Origin of the sequence: Bacillus sp. AFS031507 (assembly GCF_002584635.1) — a bacterium.
Classification (GTDB): domain Bacteria; phylum Bacillota; class Bacilli; order Bacillales; family Cytobacillaceae; genus Neobacillus.
Genome location: NZ_NUOW01000006.1, coordinates 250,657 through 272,027, shown reverse-complemented (window position 1 = coordinate 272,027; position 21,371 = coordinate 250,657). Strand labels below are relative to the sequence as shown.

17 protein-coding genes are annotated in these 21,371 nt (G+C 38.3%); 13 read left to right on the top strand and 4 right to left on the bottom strand.

All coding sequences use genetic code 11. From position 1 onward, the window contains the following. Positions 1-39 precede the first annotated feature (39 nt). Complete coding sequence (locus tag COE25_RS08030; protein WP_098932226.1) at positions 40-1,860, bottom strand: helix-turn-helix domain-containing protein; 1,821 nt, start codon at positions 1,858-1,860, stop codon at positions 40-42. Positions 1,861-2,104: 244 nt separating this feature from the next. Between COE25_RS08030 and COE25_RS08025 the strand changes: the two genes are divergently transcribed. The 9 genes from COE25_RS08025 (at position 2,105) to COE25_RS07980 (ending at position 11,998) form a co-directional block, all read left to right on the top strand. Continuing rightward, positions 2,105-3,244 carry an acyl-CoA dehydrogenase gene (locus tag COE25_RS08025; protein ID WP_088086686.1) on the top strand — a complete coding sequence of 380 codons (1,140 nt, stop codon included), beginning with the start codon at positions 2,105-2,107 and terminating at the stop codon, positions 3,242-3,244. Positions 3,245-3,467: 223 nt separating this feature from the next. Beyond that, on the top strand, positions 3,468-5,435 hold the full coding sequence (locus COE25_RS08015) for an acetate--CoA ligase (RefSeq protein ID WP_098932224.1): 1,968 nt from the start codon (positions 3,468-3,470) through the stop codon (positions 5,433-5,435). 210 nt (positions 5,436-5,645) lie between these two features. Then, on the top strand, positions 5,646-7,007 hold the full coding sequence (gene accC, locus COE25_RS08010; protein ID WP_088086688.1) for an acetyl-CoA carboxylase biotin carboxylase subunit: 1,362 nt from the start codon (positions 5,646-5,648) through the stop codon (positions 7,005-7,007). 11 nt (positions 7,008-7,018) lie between these two features. Continuing rightward, positions 7,019-7,231 (top strand): acetyl-CoA carboxylase biotin carboxyl carrier protein subunit, encoded by a 213-nt coding sequence (locus COE25_RS08005; RefSeq protein WP_088086689.1) that lies wholly within the window; start codon positions 7,019-7,021, stop codon positions 7,229-7,231. A 32-nt stretch (positions 7,232-7,263) separates the two neighbouring features. Next, on the top strand, positions 7,264-8,190 hold the full coding sequence (locus COE25_RS08000; protein WP_098932223.1) for a hydroxymethylglutaryl-CoA lyase: 927 nt from the start codon (positions 7,264-7,266) through the stop codon (positions 8,188-8,190). 13 nt (positions 8,191-8,203) lie between these two features. Next, positions 8,204-8,986, top strand: coding sequence for an enoyl-CoA hydratase (locus COE25_RS07995; protein ID WP_098932317.1), 783 nt, complete (start codon positions 8,204-8,206; stop codon positions 8,984-8,986). Positions 8,987-9,026: 40 nt separating this feature from the next. Further along, complete coding sequence (locus tag COE25_RS07990) at positions 9,027-10,559, top strand: acyl-CoA carboxylase subunit beta (RefSeq protein ID WP_180247460.1); 1,533 nt, start codon at positions 9,027-9,029, stop codon at positions 10,557-10,559. Between the two features lie 72 nt (positions 10,560-10,631). Then, the gene (locus tag COE25_RS07985) at positions 10,632-11,318 is read left to right on the top strand and encodes a CoA transferase subunit A (RefSeq protein WP_373408530.1); all 687 of its coding nucleotides are present in this window, start codon (positions 10,632-10,634) and stop codon (positions 11,316-11,318) included. A gap of 29 nt (positions 11,319-11,347) precedes the next feature. Beyond that, a complete protein-coding gene (locus COE25_RS07980; protein WP_098932222.1) occupies positions 11,348-11,998 on the top strand; it encodes a 3-oxoacid CoA-transferase subunit B in 651 nt (216 codons plus the stop codon). Positions 11,999-12,270: 272 nt separating this feature from the next. On the opposite strand, the gene COE25_RS30585 is transcribed toward COE25_RS07980, so the two are convergent. Then, on the bottom strand, positions 12,271-12,816 hold the full coding sequence (locus COE25_RS30585; protein ID WP_180247440.1) for a TetR/AcrR family transcriptional regulator: 546 nt from the start codon (positions 12,814-12,816) through the stop codon (positions 12,271-12,273). Between the two features lie 240 nt (positions 12,817-13,056). On the opposite strand from COE25_RS30585, the gene COE25_RS07970 reads away from it, so the two are divergent. After that, a complete protein-coding gene (locus COE25_RS07970) occupies positions 13,057-16,140 on the top strand; it encodes an MMPL family transporter (RefSeq protein ID WP_098932221.1) in 3,084 nt (1,027 codons plus the stop codon). Positions 16,141-16,379: 239 nt separating this feature from the next. On the opposite strand, the gene COE25_RS07965 is transcribed toward COE25_RS07970, so the two are convergent. Continuing rightward, positions 16,380-17,078, bottom strand: a complete 699-nt coding sequence (locus tag COE25_RS07965; RefSeq protein ID WP_098932220.1) for a hypothetical protein — start codon at positions 17,076-17,078, stop codon at positions 16,380-16,382. Between the two features lie 496 nt (positions 17,079-17,574). On the opposite strand from COE25_RS07965, the gene COE25_RS30580 reads away from it, so the two are divergent. After that, entirely contained in the window at positions 17,575-17,745 is a 171-nt protein-coding gene (locus COE25_RS30580; protein ID WP_179195766.1) for a YuzK family famiily protein, read from the top strand. Positions 17,746-18,114: 369 nt separating this feature from the next. Continuing rightward, positions 18,115-19,266 (top strand): cell division protein FtsZ, encoded by a 1,152-nt coding sequence (ftsZ, locus tag COE25_RS07960; protein WP_088086696.1) that lies wholly within the window; start codon positions 18,115-18,117, stop codon positions 19,264-19,266. Positions 19,267-19,456: 190 nt separating this feature from the next. Here the strand turns inward: ftsZ and COE25_RS07955 are convergent, their stop codons facing one another. Further along, complete coding sequence (locus COE25_RS07955; RefSeq protein ID WP_098932219.1) at positions 19,457-20,563, bottom strand: GntR family transcriptional regulator; 1,107 nt, start codon at positions 20,561-20,563, stop codon at positions 19,457-19,459. A gap of 297 nt (positions 20,564-20,860) precedes the next feature. Between COE25_RS07955 and COE25_RS07950 the strand changes: the two genes are divergently transcribed. Next, entirely contained in the window at positions 20,861-21,148 is a 288-nt protein-coding gene (locus COE25_RS07950; RefSeq protein WP_088086698.1) for a putative quinol monooxygenase, read from the top strand. Positions 21,149-21,371: the final 223 nt, after the last annotated feature.

Sequence of the window (21,371 nt, the reverse complement as noted above, 5' to 3'; positions counted from 1 at the left end):
GGTTTTTTACGTTATCGGTAAGTAACTTTTAGTTTGAAATTAAATTAAGGCAACACTAGTGTTATCTTTTATATATTGATATATATTGATTGCTAAATGAATATTAAATAATGGTTGACTATCATTCAAATCCGTTAATAGAATTTCCTCAATTCGTTTTAAACGATAGCTTAAGGTATTTGTGTGAATATGTAAAGAATCAGCCGTTTTCTTTATGTTTTGATTTTGGTCTAAATAAACAATCAGAGTGCTTAACAGTTCGCCTTTTCTAGATTGTTCATATTCAATGAGGGGACCTAATACTTCATGGATAAAATCGATCAATTCTTCCTTTGAATTTTGTAAAATAAACCTCTGAACGCCAAGGTCTGTATAACTAAGAACTCTATGATCAAAACGATAGTTTTTGAGAAACTTTATGCACTTTGTCGCTTCTACAAATGACTCGTGGACAAAGATAAGCCCCTGCTTAATTCTTCCAATCCCAATTGATACGTCTATCTCTCTATATTTATTTTTAATCTCATGCTGTAAAATTTTTGCTAGTTCTTTTAATTCAGCAATAATATTGGATGAAGAAACTCTTGAATGCAAAGATAGAAGGGCAACGATTTGATTTTCATCCCGTACTGCCATTACTTGCGAGTTCCTCCCAAGTAATGTATTGGCCATATGGAGTAAATTCCTTATGAAGTGATCGCCGATCACCTTTTGCTCGTTTAACTTATCCTCAAAATTAATAAGTATGGCAACATAGTTTCGGTTAGGGTCAAAATTTAAATTTTTTGCTTTCTGTATAAGTGCTTCATCGATCTGTCCTGAAAAAAGCTTGGTCACGAATTCCCCTCTTAAACGCTGCTGTGTTTCAAAAACGGCTTGCTCTTTTCCCAGTTCAAGTGAAATGACTGTACAAGCATGTTCAAGAGCAGCGATATCCACTTCATTCATTTTTTGTTTTGAAAGGATGATTAGTCCGCCTAGAGACTTTAATTTGGACCCAAGTGGCAATACAACTAATTGATACGTTTCATCATTTAATGTTATTTCGGAAACGGTATGTGAGTTTTCAAGTGTTAGGATAATTTGTTTTGCATACGCTTTCATATACTCGGTCATTTCAATTGAAAAGGAGGAATAGCAGGCAGAAGCCCTAAGTTCACCTATTTCATCAAAGAGAAACATATGTTGTCCTATTGTTTTATGTATAAAATTCATAATCGATTGAATTCCTTCTCCATTTACAACGAGATTGGCCAGGTTCCTATGTATTTCGATTGAATGGGAAAGCTTCTGAACCATTTTTTCCTTCTCATAATAAAGACTGGATTTTTCCAAGGCAACTGCTGCTTGGTGGCCAATCGCTTCCAATAGATTAATATCCTCTTGCTTAAACTGCAAAGATTGTTCAAAAGAGTCCAATGTAATCACGCCAATACATTTTCCGTTTTGTAAAATAGGTGAAGAAATGACAGATGTAAAATGAAAATTACTCGGAATAGACTGATCCAATAAATCTCTGTTAAATGGCGTTAATGTTGACAACGCCTGTTTAATTTCTACCTCATTCCAAAAAATGAGACATTTTTTGGCAGCAAAAGACATCCCAGTCATGGATTCACCGCTAACTAGTTTAATTTGCCTAAAAATATGTGGATAAAATAATCCTTGAGCTGATTTTGCGATGAGTCGATTCTGGCTTTTGTCAAAAATCCATATAGAGCCTCCTCCTGCGGCTTCAACGACAGATATCGTTTCATTCATGATTGAATCAAAGATCGTATCAATATCTAATTTGGAATTGATAACGTTGGACACATGGATTAAGGACTTTAGTTGCCGATGGGTTAATGTATCTTGCATCTGTCATCATCCTTTCTCTAAGATTTTTTACATTTCATCCATTTTCGTGTTTTTGTGTAAAAGACACAAATTTTTCATATTAATATTCATGAAAATGTACATAGCATAATATTCATAATGATTATATTCTTATTATAAGAAAGTTTTGAAATTAATGAAAGGAGTTCAGCGTAAAGATAGGTAGTGGAGGCTTAATTTTTTTTGCTTGAAACAATCGGAATATTTAGAAAGGTGTTGAAGATAAATGAATTTTGATTTAACGAAAGAACAAGAGATGATACGCAAGTTAGTTCGAGATTTTGCTGATGCAGAAGTTGCTCCTGGAGCGGATGAACGTGATCGAACGGGGGAATTCCCTAAGGAAATTTTTGCAAAATTAGCAGAGTTAGGGATCATGGGTCTGCCTTTTCCTGAACAATACGGTGGAGGTGAGGCTGACACGATCAGCTTTGCAATTGTCGTTGAAGAACTTAGTCGTGTTTGTGCATCAACAGGAATTACATATTCAGCACATATATCATTAGGAGGAGCTCCTCTTAATTTATTTGGTACACATGAGCAAAAAGAGAAATACTTAACACCAATTTGTACGGGAGAGTCTTTTGGAGCATTTGGATTAACTGAGCCGAATGCAGGCTCCGATGCAGGGGGAACCCAAACAACAGCAGTTCTTGATGGAGATGAATGGGTCATTAACGGCTCAAAATGTTTTATTACAAATGCAAGCTATGCTAATCACCTTGCAGTGACAGCGGTAACAGACCGCTCAAAAGGAATCAACGGAATCAGCGCATTTATTGTTCCTACAAATGCTCCAGGATTCACTGTAATCGACAACTACGAAAAAATGGGTCTGCATGCCTCAAATACCACAGAACTTATCTTAGAGAATGTAAGGGTTCCAAAAGAAAATCTGCTGGGAACAGATGGAAACGGTTACAAGCAATTTTTAGCTACGCTTGATGGCGGAAGAATTGGAATCGGTGCCATGGCTGTAGGTATTGCTCAAGGAGCCTATGAAAAAGCTCTTCAATATGCAAAAGAAAGAAAACAGTTTGGAAAGAGTTTAGCCAACTTCCAGGCAATCCAATTTAAATTAGCTGACATGGCAATGAATATTGAATTAGCCCGGAATATGGTTTTTAAAGCAGCTTGGTTAAAGGATCAAGGAAGAGCTTTTAAAAAGGAAGCGGCATTTGCGAAATTATTTGCTTCGGAAATATGCATGCGAGCATGTGATCAAGCCGTTCAAATTCATGGCGGATATGGATATATGAAGGAATATCAAGTGGAACGATTCTTCCGTGATGCGAAACTCTTGGAAATTGGTGAAGGAACATCTGAAGTTCAACGAATGGTTATTGCCAAACAAATTGGATGTTAATGAATTATTTTAGGATGGCTGTGTTAAAGGTGATGGTTGATCTTAAGACTACGTTGATTGGAGCGGAAGGCGCGAAGACTNNACGGGGCAGGGGAGACCCCGCAGGAGCGAAGCGACGAGGAGGCTCCCCGGCACGCCCGCGGAAAGCGAAGCGCCTGGAGCGGAAATCAACAGTCTAGTAGAGACATAGTGATTAAATAAAAATTGTTAAAGGAGCCATTACATGGATATCAGTGGAATTTTACAAGTAGTATCAAATAGTAAACTCATTTATCCAGAAGAAGAAAAAGTCCGTTCAACCTCCATTGGGAGCAGCGAAGCATTTCAAGAACTTCTTAAACAATCACAAGAAGATCCTGCTAAATTTTGGGATCGTGCAGCCCGCGAACTTGTTTGGTATGAACCATGGAATGAAACCATTAGTGGACAGCTTCCCGATTTTCGCTTTTTTGCCGGCGGCATAAGTAACCCAAGTGTAAATTTACTTGATCGGCATGTAGAAAATGGCGCAGGAAACCGGACCGCTCTCATTTGGGAGGGTGAAAACGGGGACACCAAATTTTACACGTATAATATGCTTCTTGCTGAAGTAAATCGTTTTGCGAATGTTCTTAAATCATTTGGTATAAAAAAAGGTGATTGTGTTGCTATTTTTCTTCCCAATCTGGCCGAAGCCTTTATTTCCGTTTTAGCTTGTTTTCGAATTGGTGCTATTTACAATACAATTTTCTCAGGATATTCGGAAAAATCATTGACAGACCGTCTCATCAATTTTGAGCCAAAAGTATTGATCACTGCGGATGCAACAGAACGTCGGGGTAAATTCATTCCTTTAAAAGAAAAAGTTGATCATGTTGTACCATTTATTCCATCGATTGAAGCAGTAATTGTTGTCGACCGATTAGGTTCAGAGGTTCAAATGAAAGATGGCCGGGATTACTGGTGGCATGAGCAGACAAAAGCGGCTAGTATCGTTTGTGAACCTGAGAGAATAGAAGCGAATGAGAGCGGCATTGTGTTTTATACAAGTGGTACGACAGGTAAACCAAAAGGCGTCGTGCATTCCGGCATGGCTTTTGTCACACAGAATTACACATATGCCAAGTATCATATGGATCACCATCAAGACGATGTTTTCTGGTGTACCGCGGATATCGGCTGGTTAACCATGCATATTTGGGGAATTACAGGCGCCTTAGCGAATGGTGTAACAACCGTTGTCTTTGAAGGGGCTGTTGATTATCCAACAAAAGATCGTTTTTATCAAATCATTGAAAAATACAGGGTGAATAAACTGTTTACTGCCCCAACAGCATTAAGGATGTTAAAAAGTATGGGAGAAAAGGCATTAGAGAAATTTGATTTATCGTGCCTCGATGTCATTTCCCTTGTTGGAGAACCTTTCGATCCGGAAACCTGGCATTGGACATATGAAGTTTTAGGAAAGAAGAAGGTATATATCAATAATACTTGGGGCCAAACCGAAACAGCGGGATCGCCTATAGCTGGAGCAGCTTGGCTGACGCCGATGAAACCAGGTTCCTCAGGTACTGCATTTTTAGGTGCGGTTATGGATATCGTTAATGTAGAAGGCAATCCAGTTAAACCTGGTGTCTTAGGAAATCTGGTTATTAGAAAACCATTTCCTATGCTATGCCGGACACTTTGGAAAGAACCAGAACGATATTACGCATCCTATTATAGCCAAGTGGATGGCTGCTATTATGCTAGCGATCTAGCATTAATAGATGATGATGGATATTTATGGGTAGTTGGACGTTCAGATGACGCATTTAATGTAGCCGGACACCGCTTAAGTACAATGGAGATGGAGAGTGCTATACTTGAATGTGAGGGTGTTTCTGAAAGCGCAATCATTGGAATCCCAGATGAAATTAAAGGAGAAGTTCCGCTCGCATTTGTCCGTTTGGCCGATGGCTATGAAGGAACAGAGGAATTAAAACAACAAATAAATAATCACATCATTCAACAAATTGGTAAGATTGCAACCCCAAAATCAATTATTTTTACAGATATGTTGCCGAAAACAGTCAGCGGAAAAATCATGCGCCGCTTATTAAAGGAAATTGTTGTATCTGGAAAGGTTTCCGGCGACATTACAGGACTAGAAGACCCGACGACGGTTGCACAAATCCAAAAAATAGTTGCTGAAAAGTCATCAGTTAAATAATTATTAATTAGAGACAGTCATTTGTCAGGAAAATCACCGGCAAATGACTGGTTCCATATTACTAGATTAAGAGTAAAAGATAAACGTAAAGAATGTTGCAAAATGAATTGTTAGATTTTTACATATCTCCTTAATCATCACAGTTTAAGCATTTGTAATGCTGACGAGTTTTGAACCTTCTTAAATAGAAGATAGAAAGGGTGGAAAGGCATGTTCAAAAAAGTTTTAATTGCTAATCGTGGCGAAATTGCTGTCCGTGTAATCCGTACATGCAAAGCCTTAGGGATTACCACAATTGGAGTATACTCAGAGGCTGATGCGGATGCTCCCCATGTAAAAATGGCAGATGAGGCCTATTTAATCGGAGGTTCCCGTGTAGCAGAAAGCTATTTAAATATCAATAAAATTCTAGAGGTCGCTCAGGTTTCAGGAGCGGAGGCTATTCACCCGGGATATGGCTTGCTGTCTGAAAATACGGACTTTGCCCGCCGCTGTGAGGAAGCAGGACTTGTATTCATCGGGCCTTCTCCAGAGGTTATTTCTAAAATGGGAAGTAAGATTGAATCACGCAAAGCGATGGAGGGAGCAGGTGTACCTGTCGTTCCAGGGATTACCTACCCATTGGCAGATGAAGAGGAAGCGGTCGAAGCGGCGGGACGTATCGGTTATCCCGTTATGCTAAAAGCCTCCGCAGGCGGTGGCGGAATTGGAATGCAAGTGGTCCATAACGGGGATGAAATCCGAAAAGCATTTGCGGGGAACCAAAAGCGGGCTACTGATTTCTTTGGCGATGGAGCAATGTATATTGAAAAATTTGTTGAAAATCCAAGGCATATTGAGATTCAAATCTTGGCAGACAGTTTTGGAAATACCGTTTACCTTTGGGAACGTGAATGTTCGATCCAACGCCGTCATCAGAAAGTCGTAGAGGAAGCCCCATCATCGTTTATTACTGAAAAAACTCGTACCAAGATGGGGGAGGCTGCAGTAAAAGCGGCCCAATCAATTGGGTATAAAAATGCAGGAACAATCGAGTTCTTAGTTGATGAAGAGCAAAACTTCTACTTTCTTGAAATGAATACCCGTTTACAAGTAGAGCATCCTGTTACGGAAGAAATTACAGGTTTGGATTTAGTTGAAGAACAATTACAAATTGCTGCAGGTGAAGCTCTGAAATTTTCTCAAGAAGACGTAAAACGTGAGGGTCATGCCATTGAGGTTAGAATCTATGCGGAAGATCCCAAAACATTTTTCCCTTCACCTGGAAAAATAACAAAATTAGAGTTGCCGAACGGTCCTGGAGTTCGACATGAATTAGCCATTCACGGTCAATCCGCAGTCACACCTTTTTATGATCCAATGATTGCTAAGCTTGTCGTCAAAGGCAGCAATCGTGAAGAGGCAATAAATCGTCTGCAAGCTGCATTAGCTGATTATCATATTGAAGGTATTAAAACAAATATCCCAATGCTGCAAGAGGTTATTGCCCACTCAGCATTCCATTCAGGTGATACGACAACAGACTTTGTTAACAAGCATTTAAAAACTAAAAAAAAAAATAACGTAAAATAGGAGGAATTATCATGAGTGAAGTAATTGCAGTCATGGCAGGAAATGTATGGAAGGTATTAGTTAAAGCTGGAGATCAGGTAGAAGAGGGCCAAGATGTAGTGATTTTAGAATCGATGAAAATGGAAATTCCAATTGCAGCTGAATTCGATGGAACGGTGAAAGAAGTGAAAGTGAACGAAGGCGACTTTGTTAATGAAGGCGACGTCATTGTAGTAGTTGAATAAAGCCTGGATATAGGTGGAAAGGAGATGAATCAATGAAGTGGCCGGAAGGTGTAACGATTAAAGAGGTTGGTCCTCGTGATGGATTGCAAAACGAAAAGGCATTTATATCAACAGAAGATAAAATTGTTTGGATTAATCAATTGTCAGATAGTGGACTAAAACATCTTGAGATTACCTCTTTTGTTAATCCCAAATGGATTCCTGCACTTTCAGATGCATTTGCCGTTGCTACTGGCATTACCAAAGTGCCTGGTGTCACCTATACAGCACTCGTTCCTAACCTTCAAGGTTTGGAACGGGCATTTAAAGCGAACATTGATGAAGTAGCAGTGTTTATGTCAGCAAGCGAAACACATAACCTAAAAAATATCAATAAAACGATTGGCGAGACTTTCCCTGTGTTACGGGATTTGGTCAGAGAAACCATTTCAGCAGGAAAATTAAGCAGAGGTTATGTTTCTACTGTTTTTGGCTGTCCGTATGAAGGTGATGTTGATATCGATGCGGTCATAAGAGTGTCCGAAACATTATTTGAAATGGGTATTGCAGAGTTGTCTCTCGGGGACACAATCGGTGTGGCAAATCCAAGGCAAGTTCAAAATGTGTTGGAAGTTTTATTAAAAAGATTTCCAGCAGATAAATTAGCAATGCATTTTCATGATACACGTGGAACGGCTTTGGCCAACATCTTAGTATCGTTAGAAATGGGAATTACCATTTTTGATTCTTCGCTTGGCGGCCTAGGAGGTTGTCCTTATGCGCCTGGAGCATCCGGAAACGTGGCAACAGACGATTTACTCTATATGCTTCACGGGATGGGAATTTACACTGGTGCTGATCAGCAAAAGCTGCTTCATGCATCCCAATTCATTCAGGAGAAACTTGGTAGACCTTTACCAAGTAAAAGTTTTCAAGCCGCGAGTTCCACGCTGAGTGGAAAGCTTGGAAATGCTTTGTGAGAAAGGTGAGATCATGAGTAAAACCATATTAGTTAACAAGATGGAAAACGGAATCGTGATGATTACTTTAAATAGGCCGGAAGCTGCTAATGCTTTATCCTTACAGATGTTAGAGGGGCTCAAGGGCGCCATTCTTAACTGTAAATATGATCGATTAGTCCGCTGTATCGTCATTACAGGGGCTGGGGAGAAAGCTTTTTGTGCGGGAGCTGATTTAAAGGAAAGAGCTGGAATGGATCCAGTTGAGGTGAGGAAGACGGTTTCTTTGATCCGTGAAACTATCAACTCTTTAGAATCATTACCACAACCGGTTATAGCGGCTGTGAACGGCGTTGCTTTTGGCGGAGGAACTGAACTAGCGCTCGCTTGTGATATCCGTATTGCCTCTGAAACTGCGAAACTTGGACTGACGGAAACATCATTGGGAATTATTCCTGGTGCAGGCGGAACACAGCGTTTACCAAGATTAGTAGGAAAGGGACGTGCAAAAGAGCTGATTTTCACTGCAAGACGAATTGATGCAAAAGAAGCCCTTGAGATTGGATTAGTAGAGTATACGGTCCCTGCTGAAAGCTTAATTGATAAAGCATTAGAAATTGCAGGACAAATTGTTCGGAATGGCCCGATTGCCGTTGCACAATCAAAGTTCGCAATCGATAAAGGCTATGATGTTGATATAAACACCGGTCTTGCCATTGAGCAAAATGCCTATGAAGTGACGATGCCAACAAAAGATCGTTCAGAAGGATTACAGGCTTTTAAGGAGAAACGCGCCCCAATCTACAATGGTGAATAAGAAAACTAGATTAATAGGAGGAAAAATAATGACAGTGGATATGAAACCTTTACAACAAACTCTGAATGATCGAGTCGAACAAATCAAAAAGGGCGGAGCTCCCAAATATCACGAAAAAAACCAAGAGCAGGGAAAACTGTTCGTCCGCGAGCGTTTATCATTATTATTCGATCCTGGCTTTGAACTGGAGGATGCGCTATTTGCAAACTGCATGGCGGGGGATCTTCCTGCAGATGGTGTTGTGACAGGGATGGGCAAGATTAATGGCCAGCTTGTCTGTGTGATGGCTAACGATTCAACGATCAAAGCTGGTTCTTGGGGAGCTCGGACGGTTGAGAAAATCATTCGAATCCAAGAAACAGCTGAAAAACTTCGCGTACCATTATTATACCTGGTAGATTCTGCTGGAGCGCGGATAACGGATCAGGTGGAAATGTTCCCTGGGCGTCGTGGGGCAGGAAGAATCTTTTACAATCAGGTAAAACTTTCAGGTAAAATTCCTCAGATCTGTATTCTGTTTGGCCCATCTGCTGCTGGCGGAGCCTATATTCCAGCTTTTTGTGACATTGTTATTATGGTTGATAAAAATGCATCGATGTATCTTGGATCACCGAGAATGGCCGAAATGGTTATTGGTGAAAAAGTAACCTTGGAGGAAATGGGCGGCGCGCGCATGCACTGTTCTGTTTCAGGCTGTGGTGATGTTCTTGCAAAAAATGAAGAAGAAGCCATTTCAATGGCAAGAAACTATCTTTCTTATTTCCCTGCTAATTTTTCAGAGAAACCGCCAGTTCGTTTGTCTGTGGCTCCTAAACCATTGAAAAAAACATTAGAAGAGCTGATTCCGGCTAATCAGAATGCACCATTTAATATGCATGATCTAATAAACGGGATTATTGATGAAGACTCCTTCTTTGAGATCAAAAAACTTTTTGCTGGCGAACTTATTACAGGACTTGCCCGCATGGATGGGAAACCTGTCGGAATCATTGCCAATCAGCCGCGTGTTAAAGGCGGGGTATTATTCCACGATTCAGCAGATAAGGCCGCAAAATTTATTAATCTTTGTGATGCCTACCATATTCCCCTTTTGTTTTTAGTTGATGTGCCTGGATTTATGATAGGTACAAAGGTAGAACGGGCAGGAATCATTCGTCATGGTGCGAAAATGATTTCAGCAATGGCTGAAGCAAGTGTTCCAAAAATCTCTGTTATTGTACGTAAAGCATATGGAGCTGGTCTTTATGCAATGGCTGGCCCTGCATTTGAACCGGATGCTTGTCTTGCATTGCCTTCTGCTCAAATTGCGGTTATGGGACCAGAAGCAGCAGTTAATGCCGTTTATGCTAATAAAATTGCAGAGCTTCCTGAAGAGGAGCGAACCGCATTCATTGAACAAAAGCGTGAGGAATATAAAGAGGACATTGATATTTACCATCTAGCTTCCGAAATGGTGATCGACGGTATTATTCCAGCAAACTCATTGCGTAAAGAGCTTGTTAATCGTTTTGAGGCATACTCTTCAAAATATCTCATTTTTTCAGAACGAAAACATTCTGTATATCCGGTCTAATTTTTAACAGTTAATTTCAAATGTAAGAGACTTTATCTTAATAAGGAGGCGGATCCTGTGAAGAATGGAAAAATTGTAAACTCCTTTGTGGAAGCAATACAAGATATTTCAGATGGCGATACCATCATTGTTGGTGGTTTCGGACTGTGCGGAATTCCGGAAAAAGCAATTCTTGCCTTAAGAGATCAAGGAACGAAGGATTTAACAATCGTTAGCAATAATTGTGGTGTTGATGATTGGGGGCTTGGTCTGCTGCTTGCAAATAAGCAAATTAAGAAAATGGTTTCATCGTATGTCGGTGAAAATAAAATTTTTGAAAAGCAGTTTTTAAGCGGTGAGCTTGAGGTCGAACTAGTCCCTCAAGGAACGCTTGCTGAACGAATTCGTGCCGGCGGAGCCGGAATACCTGGTTTTTATACGGCTACTGGGGTGGGAACTCCAATTGCAGAAGGAAAAGAGCACAAGGAGTTTAAAGGAAGAACCTATTTATTAGAAGAGGGAATTGTCGGCGATTTTGCCCTGGTGAAAGCCTGGAAGGCCGACCCGCTTGGAAACCTTGTTTTCCGAAAAACATCACGCAACTTTAATCCATTGGCTGCAATGGCCGGGAAAATTACAATTGCAGAAGTCGAGGAAATCGTTGGGGTAGGAGATTTAAATCCAGAAGAAATCCATACGCCAGGAATCTACGTTCAACGTGTGCTGCTCGGAACAAACTATGAAAAACGGATAGAAAGACGTACAGTAGTACAAGCCTAATAGTTTAAAAGAGACAAGGAGTGAGTGGATTGAAGGATGCGCGGTTAACCATTGTAAAACGAGCGGTTCAAGAAATTCAGGATGGAATGAACGTAAATTTAGGGATTGGGATCCCTACCCTTATTGCCAATGAAATTCCAAGCGAATACAACGTCTTGCTTCAATCAGAAAATGGCTTATTGGGCATTGGACCTTATCCTGTTGAAGGTACAGAAGACCCCGACCTAATAAATGCGGGAAAAGAAACGGTAACTGCTGTACCTGGTGCTTCTTTTTTCGACAGTGCAGAATCATTTGCAATGATTCGCGGCGGTCATATCGACCTTGCTATCTTAGGGGGAATGGAAGTTTCTGAAACAGGAGATTTGGCTAATTGGATGATTCCAGGGAAGATGGTCAAAGGAATGGGCGGAGCCATGGACTTAGTAAACGGCGCAAAACGTGTTGTGGTTATTATGGAACATGTTAATAAGCACGGAGAATCAAAGGTCAAAAAAGAGTGTACACTTCCCCTTACTGGAAAAGAAGTGGTCCACCGTTTAATAACTGATTTGGCTGTATTTGATTTCACTCCGGAAGGAATGGTTCTCGTGGAAACCCAGGACGGAGTATCGGTTGATGAAGTTATTGAAAAAACGGAGGCTTCATTTATAATTGGTGTCGAATTACTAGTGAAGTAAAAGATTGGACTGGTCCCAGTGATAGGATAAATTTTATTAGGGGTTTCTCACACAGTTTCATCAAAAACTATCATAAATTAACCGCATTGGATTTTATCACTCGTGCGGTTTTTTGATATTATTTCAAGAACTTATGTTTTACAAGGATGAAATGTCACTAATTGATGGCCTTATTGTTGTTTTGGTAGAAATAAGTTATGTAATTTGAGCTTCAAAATATGGTTTCAGATTTGTGCAAATTCGATCTTTTAATCATTTAAAAAGTATTGAGACTAGGTCTCGTACAAACTTTCTAAGATACGTATAACTTCTCCAGTAGGAATTTTCATGTCATCATTAATCCATTTTCGTATGATTTCAATTGTTCCTCCAGTTATATAGGTGAAATAATATTCTAATTGAGTCTCATTAGCATTTGGAAACTGTTTTTTTATATCTTCGATTTTTTTTTCATAAGCAGAATTCAAAATGGTGCTTAGCACATGAGAGCTAGTTTTTTCATTAAAAATAATTTTACAATGCTCTTTATTTTCAAGTATCAAATTAAATATTTCATTAAGCATATTTTGAAGAGATTCGTCTCCAGAAATATTAATGGTACTCATCAACTTCTCTATCATTACTTCCTCGATACTTCTCATTAAATCAAACGGATCATTGTAATAAGAATAAAAAGTTCCACGATTAATATCTGCTTCTTTGCAAATATCGGTAACCGTAATTTTATTTAAGGTTTTTTCTTGAAGCAGCATTAAAAAAGCATCAATAATTACTTTTTTGCTATACAATGTTCGCCGGTTTCCTTTTACGCCAACCATATAATGCTCCTCCTCTTTAAAAACCAAATCTTTTTCAATAGGGATTTTATTGAACAAAATACAAAAGATTTGTCGGTTTAATAACACATGTTTTCAAATTGCTTATTGTTACCTTCCATTAGATTTAATATACTTTTTTCATGCCATTAAATCAACGGAGTGTTTAAATAATAACTTGTTGTTTTAATGTGTTGTATGAAAAATAAATATTTTAAACGAAATTATCTGGGAGGGTATAAGGTGAGAAAGATTATAAAAGGCCGTTGGGCTATTTTCTCTATATGGCTAATCGCGACGATCGTGCTTACAGTTATTCAGCCAGACATCAATGCAATATTAAGACAACAAGGGCAGCAAGGTGCAAATAGTAACAGCCCCTCAGTGGTCGCAGATAATATTCTAAAGAAGGTCGATACGGCTAAGGGTACCAACGATCTTATCGTTTTTTATGATAAAGATAAAATTTCAGATGAAGAAATGGACAAAATCGGTGATGCTGTTAAGGACATTAGCGATAGCAGCACAGTGCTAGGGATTACAGATATGATTGATCCTTTTAGTATGCCGGATGCCAAAAGTTCTTTAGTTTCTAAGGATGGCACCACTCTTATGGTCAGCTTTAAGCTTGATAAGAAATCAAGGGAAATAGATGATATAAAAAAAGAACTGGATAGCAAACTCAATCAAGTACCTGTGGAATACTACCTAAGTGGTGAAGACTTTATTAATAATGATTATCTGAAGGCTTCTCAAGGTGGTGTAGAGAAAAGTGCTGCATTGACAGTTATCTTTATTTTAGTCGTACTTGTCATTGCGTTTAGGTCTGTAGTTACTCCTTTGATATCCTTAGTGGCTGTAGCCTTTTCCTATCTTTGTTCCATGGGAATTGCAGCTCAATTAATTGATAAAGCAGGATTTCCGATTACAAGTCTTACGCAAATGCTCCTAGTCCTGATTCTCTTTGGGATAGGTACAGATTACAATATACTACTTTTTAATCGATTTAGGGAGGAGCTATCCCTAGGCCACTCGATCGATGAATCCATCGTAAATACCTATAAAACGGCAGGGAAAACAATTGCTTATAGTATTCTCACTGTTTTTATTGCTTTCCTTGCTCTCGTTTTTGCTGAATCGCCTATTTATAAATCCGGTGTTGTGGTGGTAATCGGTGTAACGATTCTATTGCTGGAAATTTTGACACTAACACCTTTCATCATGAAAGTATTAGGTCAAAAACTTTTCTGGCCTTCCAAAAATGTTGGTGGACATAAGGAAAACAAATTCTGGGGTAAAACATCCTCCTATGCAACAAAGCATCCTCTTCTACCAGTGGTCTTAATTCTTTTGATCATCGGACCGATGGTGTATTTACATGAGGAAAAGCTTAACTTTGATACCATTGGAGAACTTGGAAATAAATATCCTTCCACTAAAGGCTTTAATTTAATTGCGGAGCATTTTGGTAAAGGCCAGGCCATGCCTGCTACTGTTGCTATTGAACATATGGAAGCCCTGGATACTAATGAATCTCTTGTCGTAATCGATAACTTAACCGAAAGACTGAAGAGTATTAAAGGTGTGGATCAGGTTTCTTCGGTAACACAACCTCAGGGAAAGCAAATTGAAGATTTCTACATCGATAGTCAAATGGGGTCCGTTACGGATGGTATTTCAAAAACTCAAAATGGTGTGGATCAAATAAATGATGGATTAAAGCTGGCTCAAGAAAAACTTGAATCAGCAGACTTTTCAAAGGTTAGCCAAATGGTGGATGGTACGGCAAAGCTTCAAGATGGTGTGGCTGCCTTAACCAATGGATTAAAGCAAATCCAGGCTGGTATCGATGATGGGGCAAGTAATTCACAAACGATAAGTAATGGTATAGCGGCCATAGAAACGAATCTCTCAAAGATGAGTAATGGAGTAGCAGTATTAGCTGATAATTATGGGAAAATGCAGGCTGGTTACAAAGAGATGGGAACTCACTACCAAGATGCGGCAAGGGCTCTTCTTGGTGTAAAAGGTGCACTTTCTCAAATGCAACTAATGGTGGCTACTCTAGGAAATAGTTATTCAGATTCTGAGAAAGATGCTAATTACCAAGCATTAAAGCAAACAATAGATCAGTTATCTTCATCTTTAAACCAAATTACACCGGAAGGAATAAGAGCATTAAATGAAAATTATAATGGAGTAACTTCTGGTTTTGGTATAGCCAATAAAAATCTTGTAAGAATAAGCAGCGGTCTCTCCCAAATGACCGATGGTTTGAAAAAACTCGAAAGCGGCCTTGGGAAAGCATCTTCAGGAATAGGCACAATCGTTACAAATATGAATAGTGTAACCGATGGGCTGGGGCAGATGAAATCAGGTCAGCAGCAACTTGTAGACGGTCTTAATGGATTCAGTACTTTTGGTCAAAAGCTGTCCGATGTTAACGGCGGATTGGAGCAAATTTCTGACGGATTAGGACAAACGAATGGTTTCTTAACGCAATTTAAAACAAATAAAACATTCTTTATTCCAAAGGAAGCCTTGACGGACAAGAACTTCAAAAAATCATTAGACGCGTTTATGTCCAATGATCGAAAAATTACTAAGATGATTATTGTTTTAAAAGCTGATCCTTATTCAAAAGAAGCTTTAAGTACGATTAATAAAATAAATTCAACAGTTTCTGATGGACTTAAAGGCACAGTCCTTTCACAGGCAAAGTTTGGTGTCTCAGGACCAAGTGCCACTACAAATGATATGAATAATATATTGAGCCGGGATCTGAATAAAACAACAGCTATAGTAATTATTGGAGTATTACTTGTGCTGTTCTTTGTGATAAGATCTTTCTGGATACCGGTTTTCATAACTGGGTCTCTTATTGGAGCATACTATTCAGCCATGTTCATGATAAATTATATTTTCATAGATTTACTGGGATTTGAAGGAATATCTTCGTTCGTTCCATTTTTCTCATTCATTATCATTGTTGCCTTGGGAGTGGACTATAGTATATTCCTGATGATGCGCTATAAGGAATATCCACAATTGTCGCCAAAAGAGGCAATCGTGGTGGCTTCCAGGCAGACAGGTGGGGTAATCATATCCGCAGTCATCATACTTGGCGGTACTTTTGCTACACTAATGCCTTCCGGAATCCTGCTTTTGTTTGAATTGGCGATCGCTGTCATTACAGGCCTCGTAGTGCTTTGTTTTGTACTACTTCCTGTCTTTTTGCCGGCGATGATTGCCATGCCAGATGCTCTTGCCAATTTATTTTCAAGAAAAAAGGCAGATGACTTAAGTTTGGAGGAAAAAGTACTATAATTACTATGTTTCACGGCATCAAAAGTCTGAATATGTAATTGTCTGAACAGTAAAAAGGACTTAACTCGTTGGTTAAGTCCTTATAATAAAATGGATTCGTTAGTTTTCCTTAGTAATTATTAGGCTAAAGCCAATAATTCATTCCTTTCCTAAAGTTTATTTATCGAAAAGGATTATCCATTTAATCCTTTTGTTTCGATTTTACTAGTATGAAGTTTTTTCCGAAAGGGCAATCTTAATCAGCACCTCCTCATCATTAAATTGGATGGGTTCTGATCACCTGGACCGATGAAATCTAATGCGGCAGGAGAAAATACTGTAAATTTTCTTTTACTGCCCTCCAAAGCAATTCGGATCGGCTCAAGAATTTCATGATCCTGAAAGACATTACCTCCCATGATTATCCTCTTTTTCTTCCTCCTTACGATGGCAGTCATATTTTTCTTGCTATCTGTGTTAACAGTGACACGCTCTTTCACTTTCTCACTAAGTACTAAAAGTCCTTTCTCGGTTTGGAAAACTTCTTCTTCAATCGAAGCGACTATTCCGATTTCACGATTGTTGACGACCAAGATGAAGTTATATCCTGTTTCAGTTTTCTTTTGTAAAATGTTTACTTCATCTGTGATAAACGTGACGAATTCTTCGGGTTCTTTCGTGTGTGAGTCTTGAGAGTTTTCTTTTTGCTTAATGACTCGATAATATGCTTTTGCTCCAATTCCTTCATCTGTAAAATCAAAAGGTTTTATACTCTGGGTGCGTACAAAGAATAATTGATTTACCTTCTCTTTACTGTTTAATTGGACACATAAAGCAACATCTTCTTTCATCACCGTTCCTTCTTCGTCAGAAAGCATAGGGACATTCATTTTCATCCCTGGAAATTGAACGAAGATGTAACTGAAGTTTTTCTTAGGCTGCACATTCGAAAGTCTCATAAACTCACAACCTTTCCGATTTGTTACAAGATTATTTTCCTTGTAGGTGTATAATTCAATATCGTTCTTCACATTCCTGTATGATTAGAAAGAGTTTTCATCGTCACTTTCCTATGAAATGCGATGGATCCTCCTAAATTATGAGTAAATCTACTATCGAAACATGTAAATGATAAAATTCTGCTTTCTAAAACGACAAATTACAGCCTATTATTGAGTATATTTTATAAATCCTGTTAGATTCTTTTTTCTGGAATTTTTTTTAGGTTGTGCACTATATGGAAGGATATGGCTAAAAGAGTAAGGATGTCAGTGATATATTCTCGAGTTTGAATGACAATCCTATATACAGCAAAATACACCGGCTTTTTGACTTTGTGTGACTTAGAATTCAATGATAAGATGAAACCTACGTAAAAGAACAATTCGCCCAGGGGAAAAGAACTGAAAGGAATGATTTGTTATCAATCATTTACAATTAAGTTATACGAGCGAAATGGAAAAAGCGATGTATAGTGCACATGGTGTAGGTTATGAAGATTACAGAAGACATCATACAGTGAGAATGAGAGTCGAAAAACGCCGTAAAAAGGATTATATTAATTGTCTTAGAATGGTTGCAGATTTAGACCGGCTTGTTCATTTTAATAATCGATTAAAGGCATGAATCAAAGTGGAAACCAATGTGAATACACACTGGTTTCCTTTTTTTTGATTAAAAGCAAAAATAAATAAGAAAAATTCCTCATCCTTTTCTTATTTAAGGGTGGTTTTTTCCCATTTATTAAACTTATAAATAGGTTAATCTTAACTGGACAAGAAAATTTAGGTTAAGTAGACTAAAAACTAGTTCATAATAAATACCTTTATTATCATAAGAGGTCATACAAGCAACTTTAATTAGAGGGGAAGAACCTAACCTGTCCAATATCTTTTTCCTTCAGGATTTTATAAGGATTAAGGTTTTGCTCTGAAATAATTAGAAAGCAATAGTAAAATTTCCTGTCACCTAATCTACTATAGCGGAGGAATGAAAATGTTAGAATTTGATACAAATATGGACCAACTCGCCAAGATAAAAGTTATCGGTGTTGGGGGCGGGGGAAACAACGCCGTGAATCGAATGATCGACGAAGGAGTTGAGGGTGTAGAATTTATTGCCGTTAATACAGATGCACAAGCTCTTAATCAATCAAAAGCAGCGGTCACGATGCAAATCGGTACTGCATTGACAAGAGGTTTGGGAGCAGGGGCAAACCCGGAAATAGGTAGAAGAGCTGTGGAAGAAAGCAAACAGCAAATAAAAGAAGTGTTAGCAGGCGCAGACATGGTTTTCGTTACAGCCGGTATGGGCGGTGGTACAGGCACAGGGGCAGCGCCTGCCATAGCAGAAATTGCCCGCAATCTTGGTGCACTGACTATTGGTGTTGTAACACGTCCGTTTAAGTTTGAAGGCAAAAAGCGTGCATCTAACGCAGAAAGTGGAATTAACGAAATGAGGGCAGCAGTAGATACCTTAATTATTATTCCCAACGATCGATTATTAGAGATTGTAGATAAAAAAACACCCATGATTGAAGCTTTCCGTGAAGCGGATAATGTACTACGCCAGGGTGTTCAAGGGATTTCCGATTTAATTGCTGTGCCAGGGCTAATCAACCTTGATTTTGCTGACGTGAAAACGGTCATGTCCCATAAGGGAACTGCCTTAATGGGAATTGGTATTGCAAAAGGTAAAGATCGTGCTGTTGAGGCTGCGCAGAAAGCCTTAAATAGTCCCTTACTTGAAACTTCCATCAATGGAGCTCATGGTGTGATCATGAACATAACTGGTGGAAATAATTTAAGTCTTTTTGAAGTACAGGAGGCAGCCGATATAGTTGCTTCTGCTTCTCATGAGGAATTAAATATGATTTTTGGTTCGGTCATTAACGAAAACTTAGAAGAAGAAATTATCGTAACTGTTATTGCCACTGGATTCACTGAGCAAGAGGAGATATTAGCACAACCGCTTTCCCAGCCATTAATGGAAGAAATGTCTAATCCATATCAAAGGGAACAACGTAAACAGCGTGAACCAATAAACCGAGGCGAACCAGTTCAAGATTATGAAAGACACTCAGAACAGTCAGAAGAATCTCTGAATATACCAGCGTTCTTGCGCAATCGAAAAAAACGATTTTTATAAATATAACATCTGAATTTCATATGTAAGGGTCATGCTGACAAAACTTGTAGAATCTAATAGAACATGTCCTCATGAAAGATTCTGGAATTAATATATCTCTTTAAATTAAATAAAGGACGCTTTCGTAATGTGTTGAAAAATACATTACGAAAGCGTCTTCGTGTTAACTTTAAAATAATTTCTACACTTGTTATTTTTTCAATGTAGTGGTTGAACTTCTAATCACAAGTTCAGGCTCGTATACGATAGATGGAGGAATGTTATCCTTCTTTTCGACAGCTTCAACAATCCATTTTGCAGCATCAATACCCATTTGCATTTTTGGATGGGTTACTGATGTTAGTTTTACATCTGATGCCTCTGCTAAAAAGGAGTCATCGTATCCAACAATCGAAACATCATCAGGAATACTTAATCCAAGTTCTCTTAACATATTTAATATTTGTAAGGCCAGTTGGTCATTGTAACAAACAATTGCTGAAGGGATTGAATCTGCATTGAAAAATTTTTCTAATCGTTCTAATAATCTGCTATCTTTTTCTTCGGTGGTAAAGGTAATCACCATCTCCGGGAAAAATGTGATGCCATGCTCTCTGAAAGCGCGGATAAAGCCCTGCATACGATATACCCCTTGGAGGTCATCCGTTTTAAAAAGTCCAACTATCTTTTCATGTCCTAATTTAATTAAATGTTCAGTAGCCGCAAATCCACCGTGTTCATCATTCACAACGATATGAGGAGGCATAAGCTGGGGATAGAATTGGTTAATCATTAAGTATGGGATATGGTTCTGTTCTAATTCCAGATAGTAATGAATGTTAGGATTGTAATTGCTGCTTTTAGTAGGCTCAACAATAAGACCGTCAATATTCCTGCTTAACATCGTTTGTAAACATTGTTTTTCTTTCTCAACATCATTATCCGTACATGCAAAGGTTAAAGAATATCCCTCAGCTGTTAAATATGATTCAATTCCTTTGATAATGGAAGGGAAAATATAGTCAGAAATGTAGGTGGTTATAACTCCGATATTTTTTCCATTACTCGATTGATGCTGGATTTGAGGCTTTTCATTCCATAACTTATTGGAACAAAAGGTACCAGCACCTTGTTCTCTGTATAGCCATCCCTCATGAACCAAATCCCCGATAGCTTGACGAATCGTATGTCTGCTTACACCAAACATTTTGACAAGTTCATTTTCAGAATAAATCTTATCCCCAGGTTTTACCTGACCGCTAGTTATCCATTCTGTTATCTTTTCTTTTACCATATTATATTTAGTTTGTTGAGCCAATTGGATTACACCACTTTCAACTTGGAAGCAAGTTTATTTACTTGTGCGTACAACATGTTTAATAAATTAATATTAACAAAAAAACAAGAGATTGACCATGAGATAATTTACTAGCATTATACGTACATATTGAGGCTGACCTATTATTTGTGATGCTTTTGGAATTTGTATAGATCAAGTTTTTGAATAAGTAATCTTAGATTGCACAGTGTAAAGCTATATCGAAAATCATGTTATTATAAAGTTGAGCTATGTTCCGTAATAAGGCAATAATAAAAAAGAGAAGGAGTTAATAAAATGATTAAAGTTGTATGTAAAGCAAAACTAAAACCAGGTGTAAAGGTAGAAGAATATTTTATTTTGGCAAGAGAAGTTGTGTCAGAAACCAGAAAAGAAAAAGGCTGTATAACGTACACACTTCATCAAGATATCAATGATCCGACCATCCTTACTATGCTCGAAGAATGGGTGGATGAAGAGGCTTTAAATCAACATAATAAAAGTGAACATGTTATGAAAATTGTTCCAGAGCTTAGAAAACTTCGAGAAAGTACAGAAATCAACCTTTATAGAGAAGTAAAATAACCCCCAATGGAAATTGAATCAAGTTTATAGAGAGGAATCCTGAATCTCCACTTAGGAGAGGTTAAAAAGGAAAGTACTTACATATTCTTCTTGTCCCGGGCACCTTCCTCCCATGAGGATGGTGCCTGATTTAGAATAATTGAGAAAAAATATGCTTTCTTAAACGACAATTTATAGACTATTCGCTAAATTATGTATTAAAATGAATTTTATATATTATAGC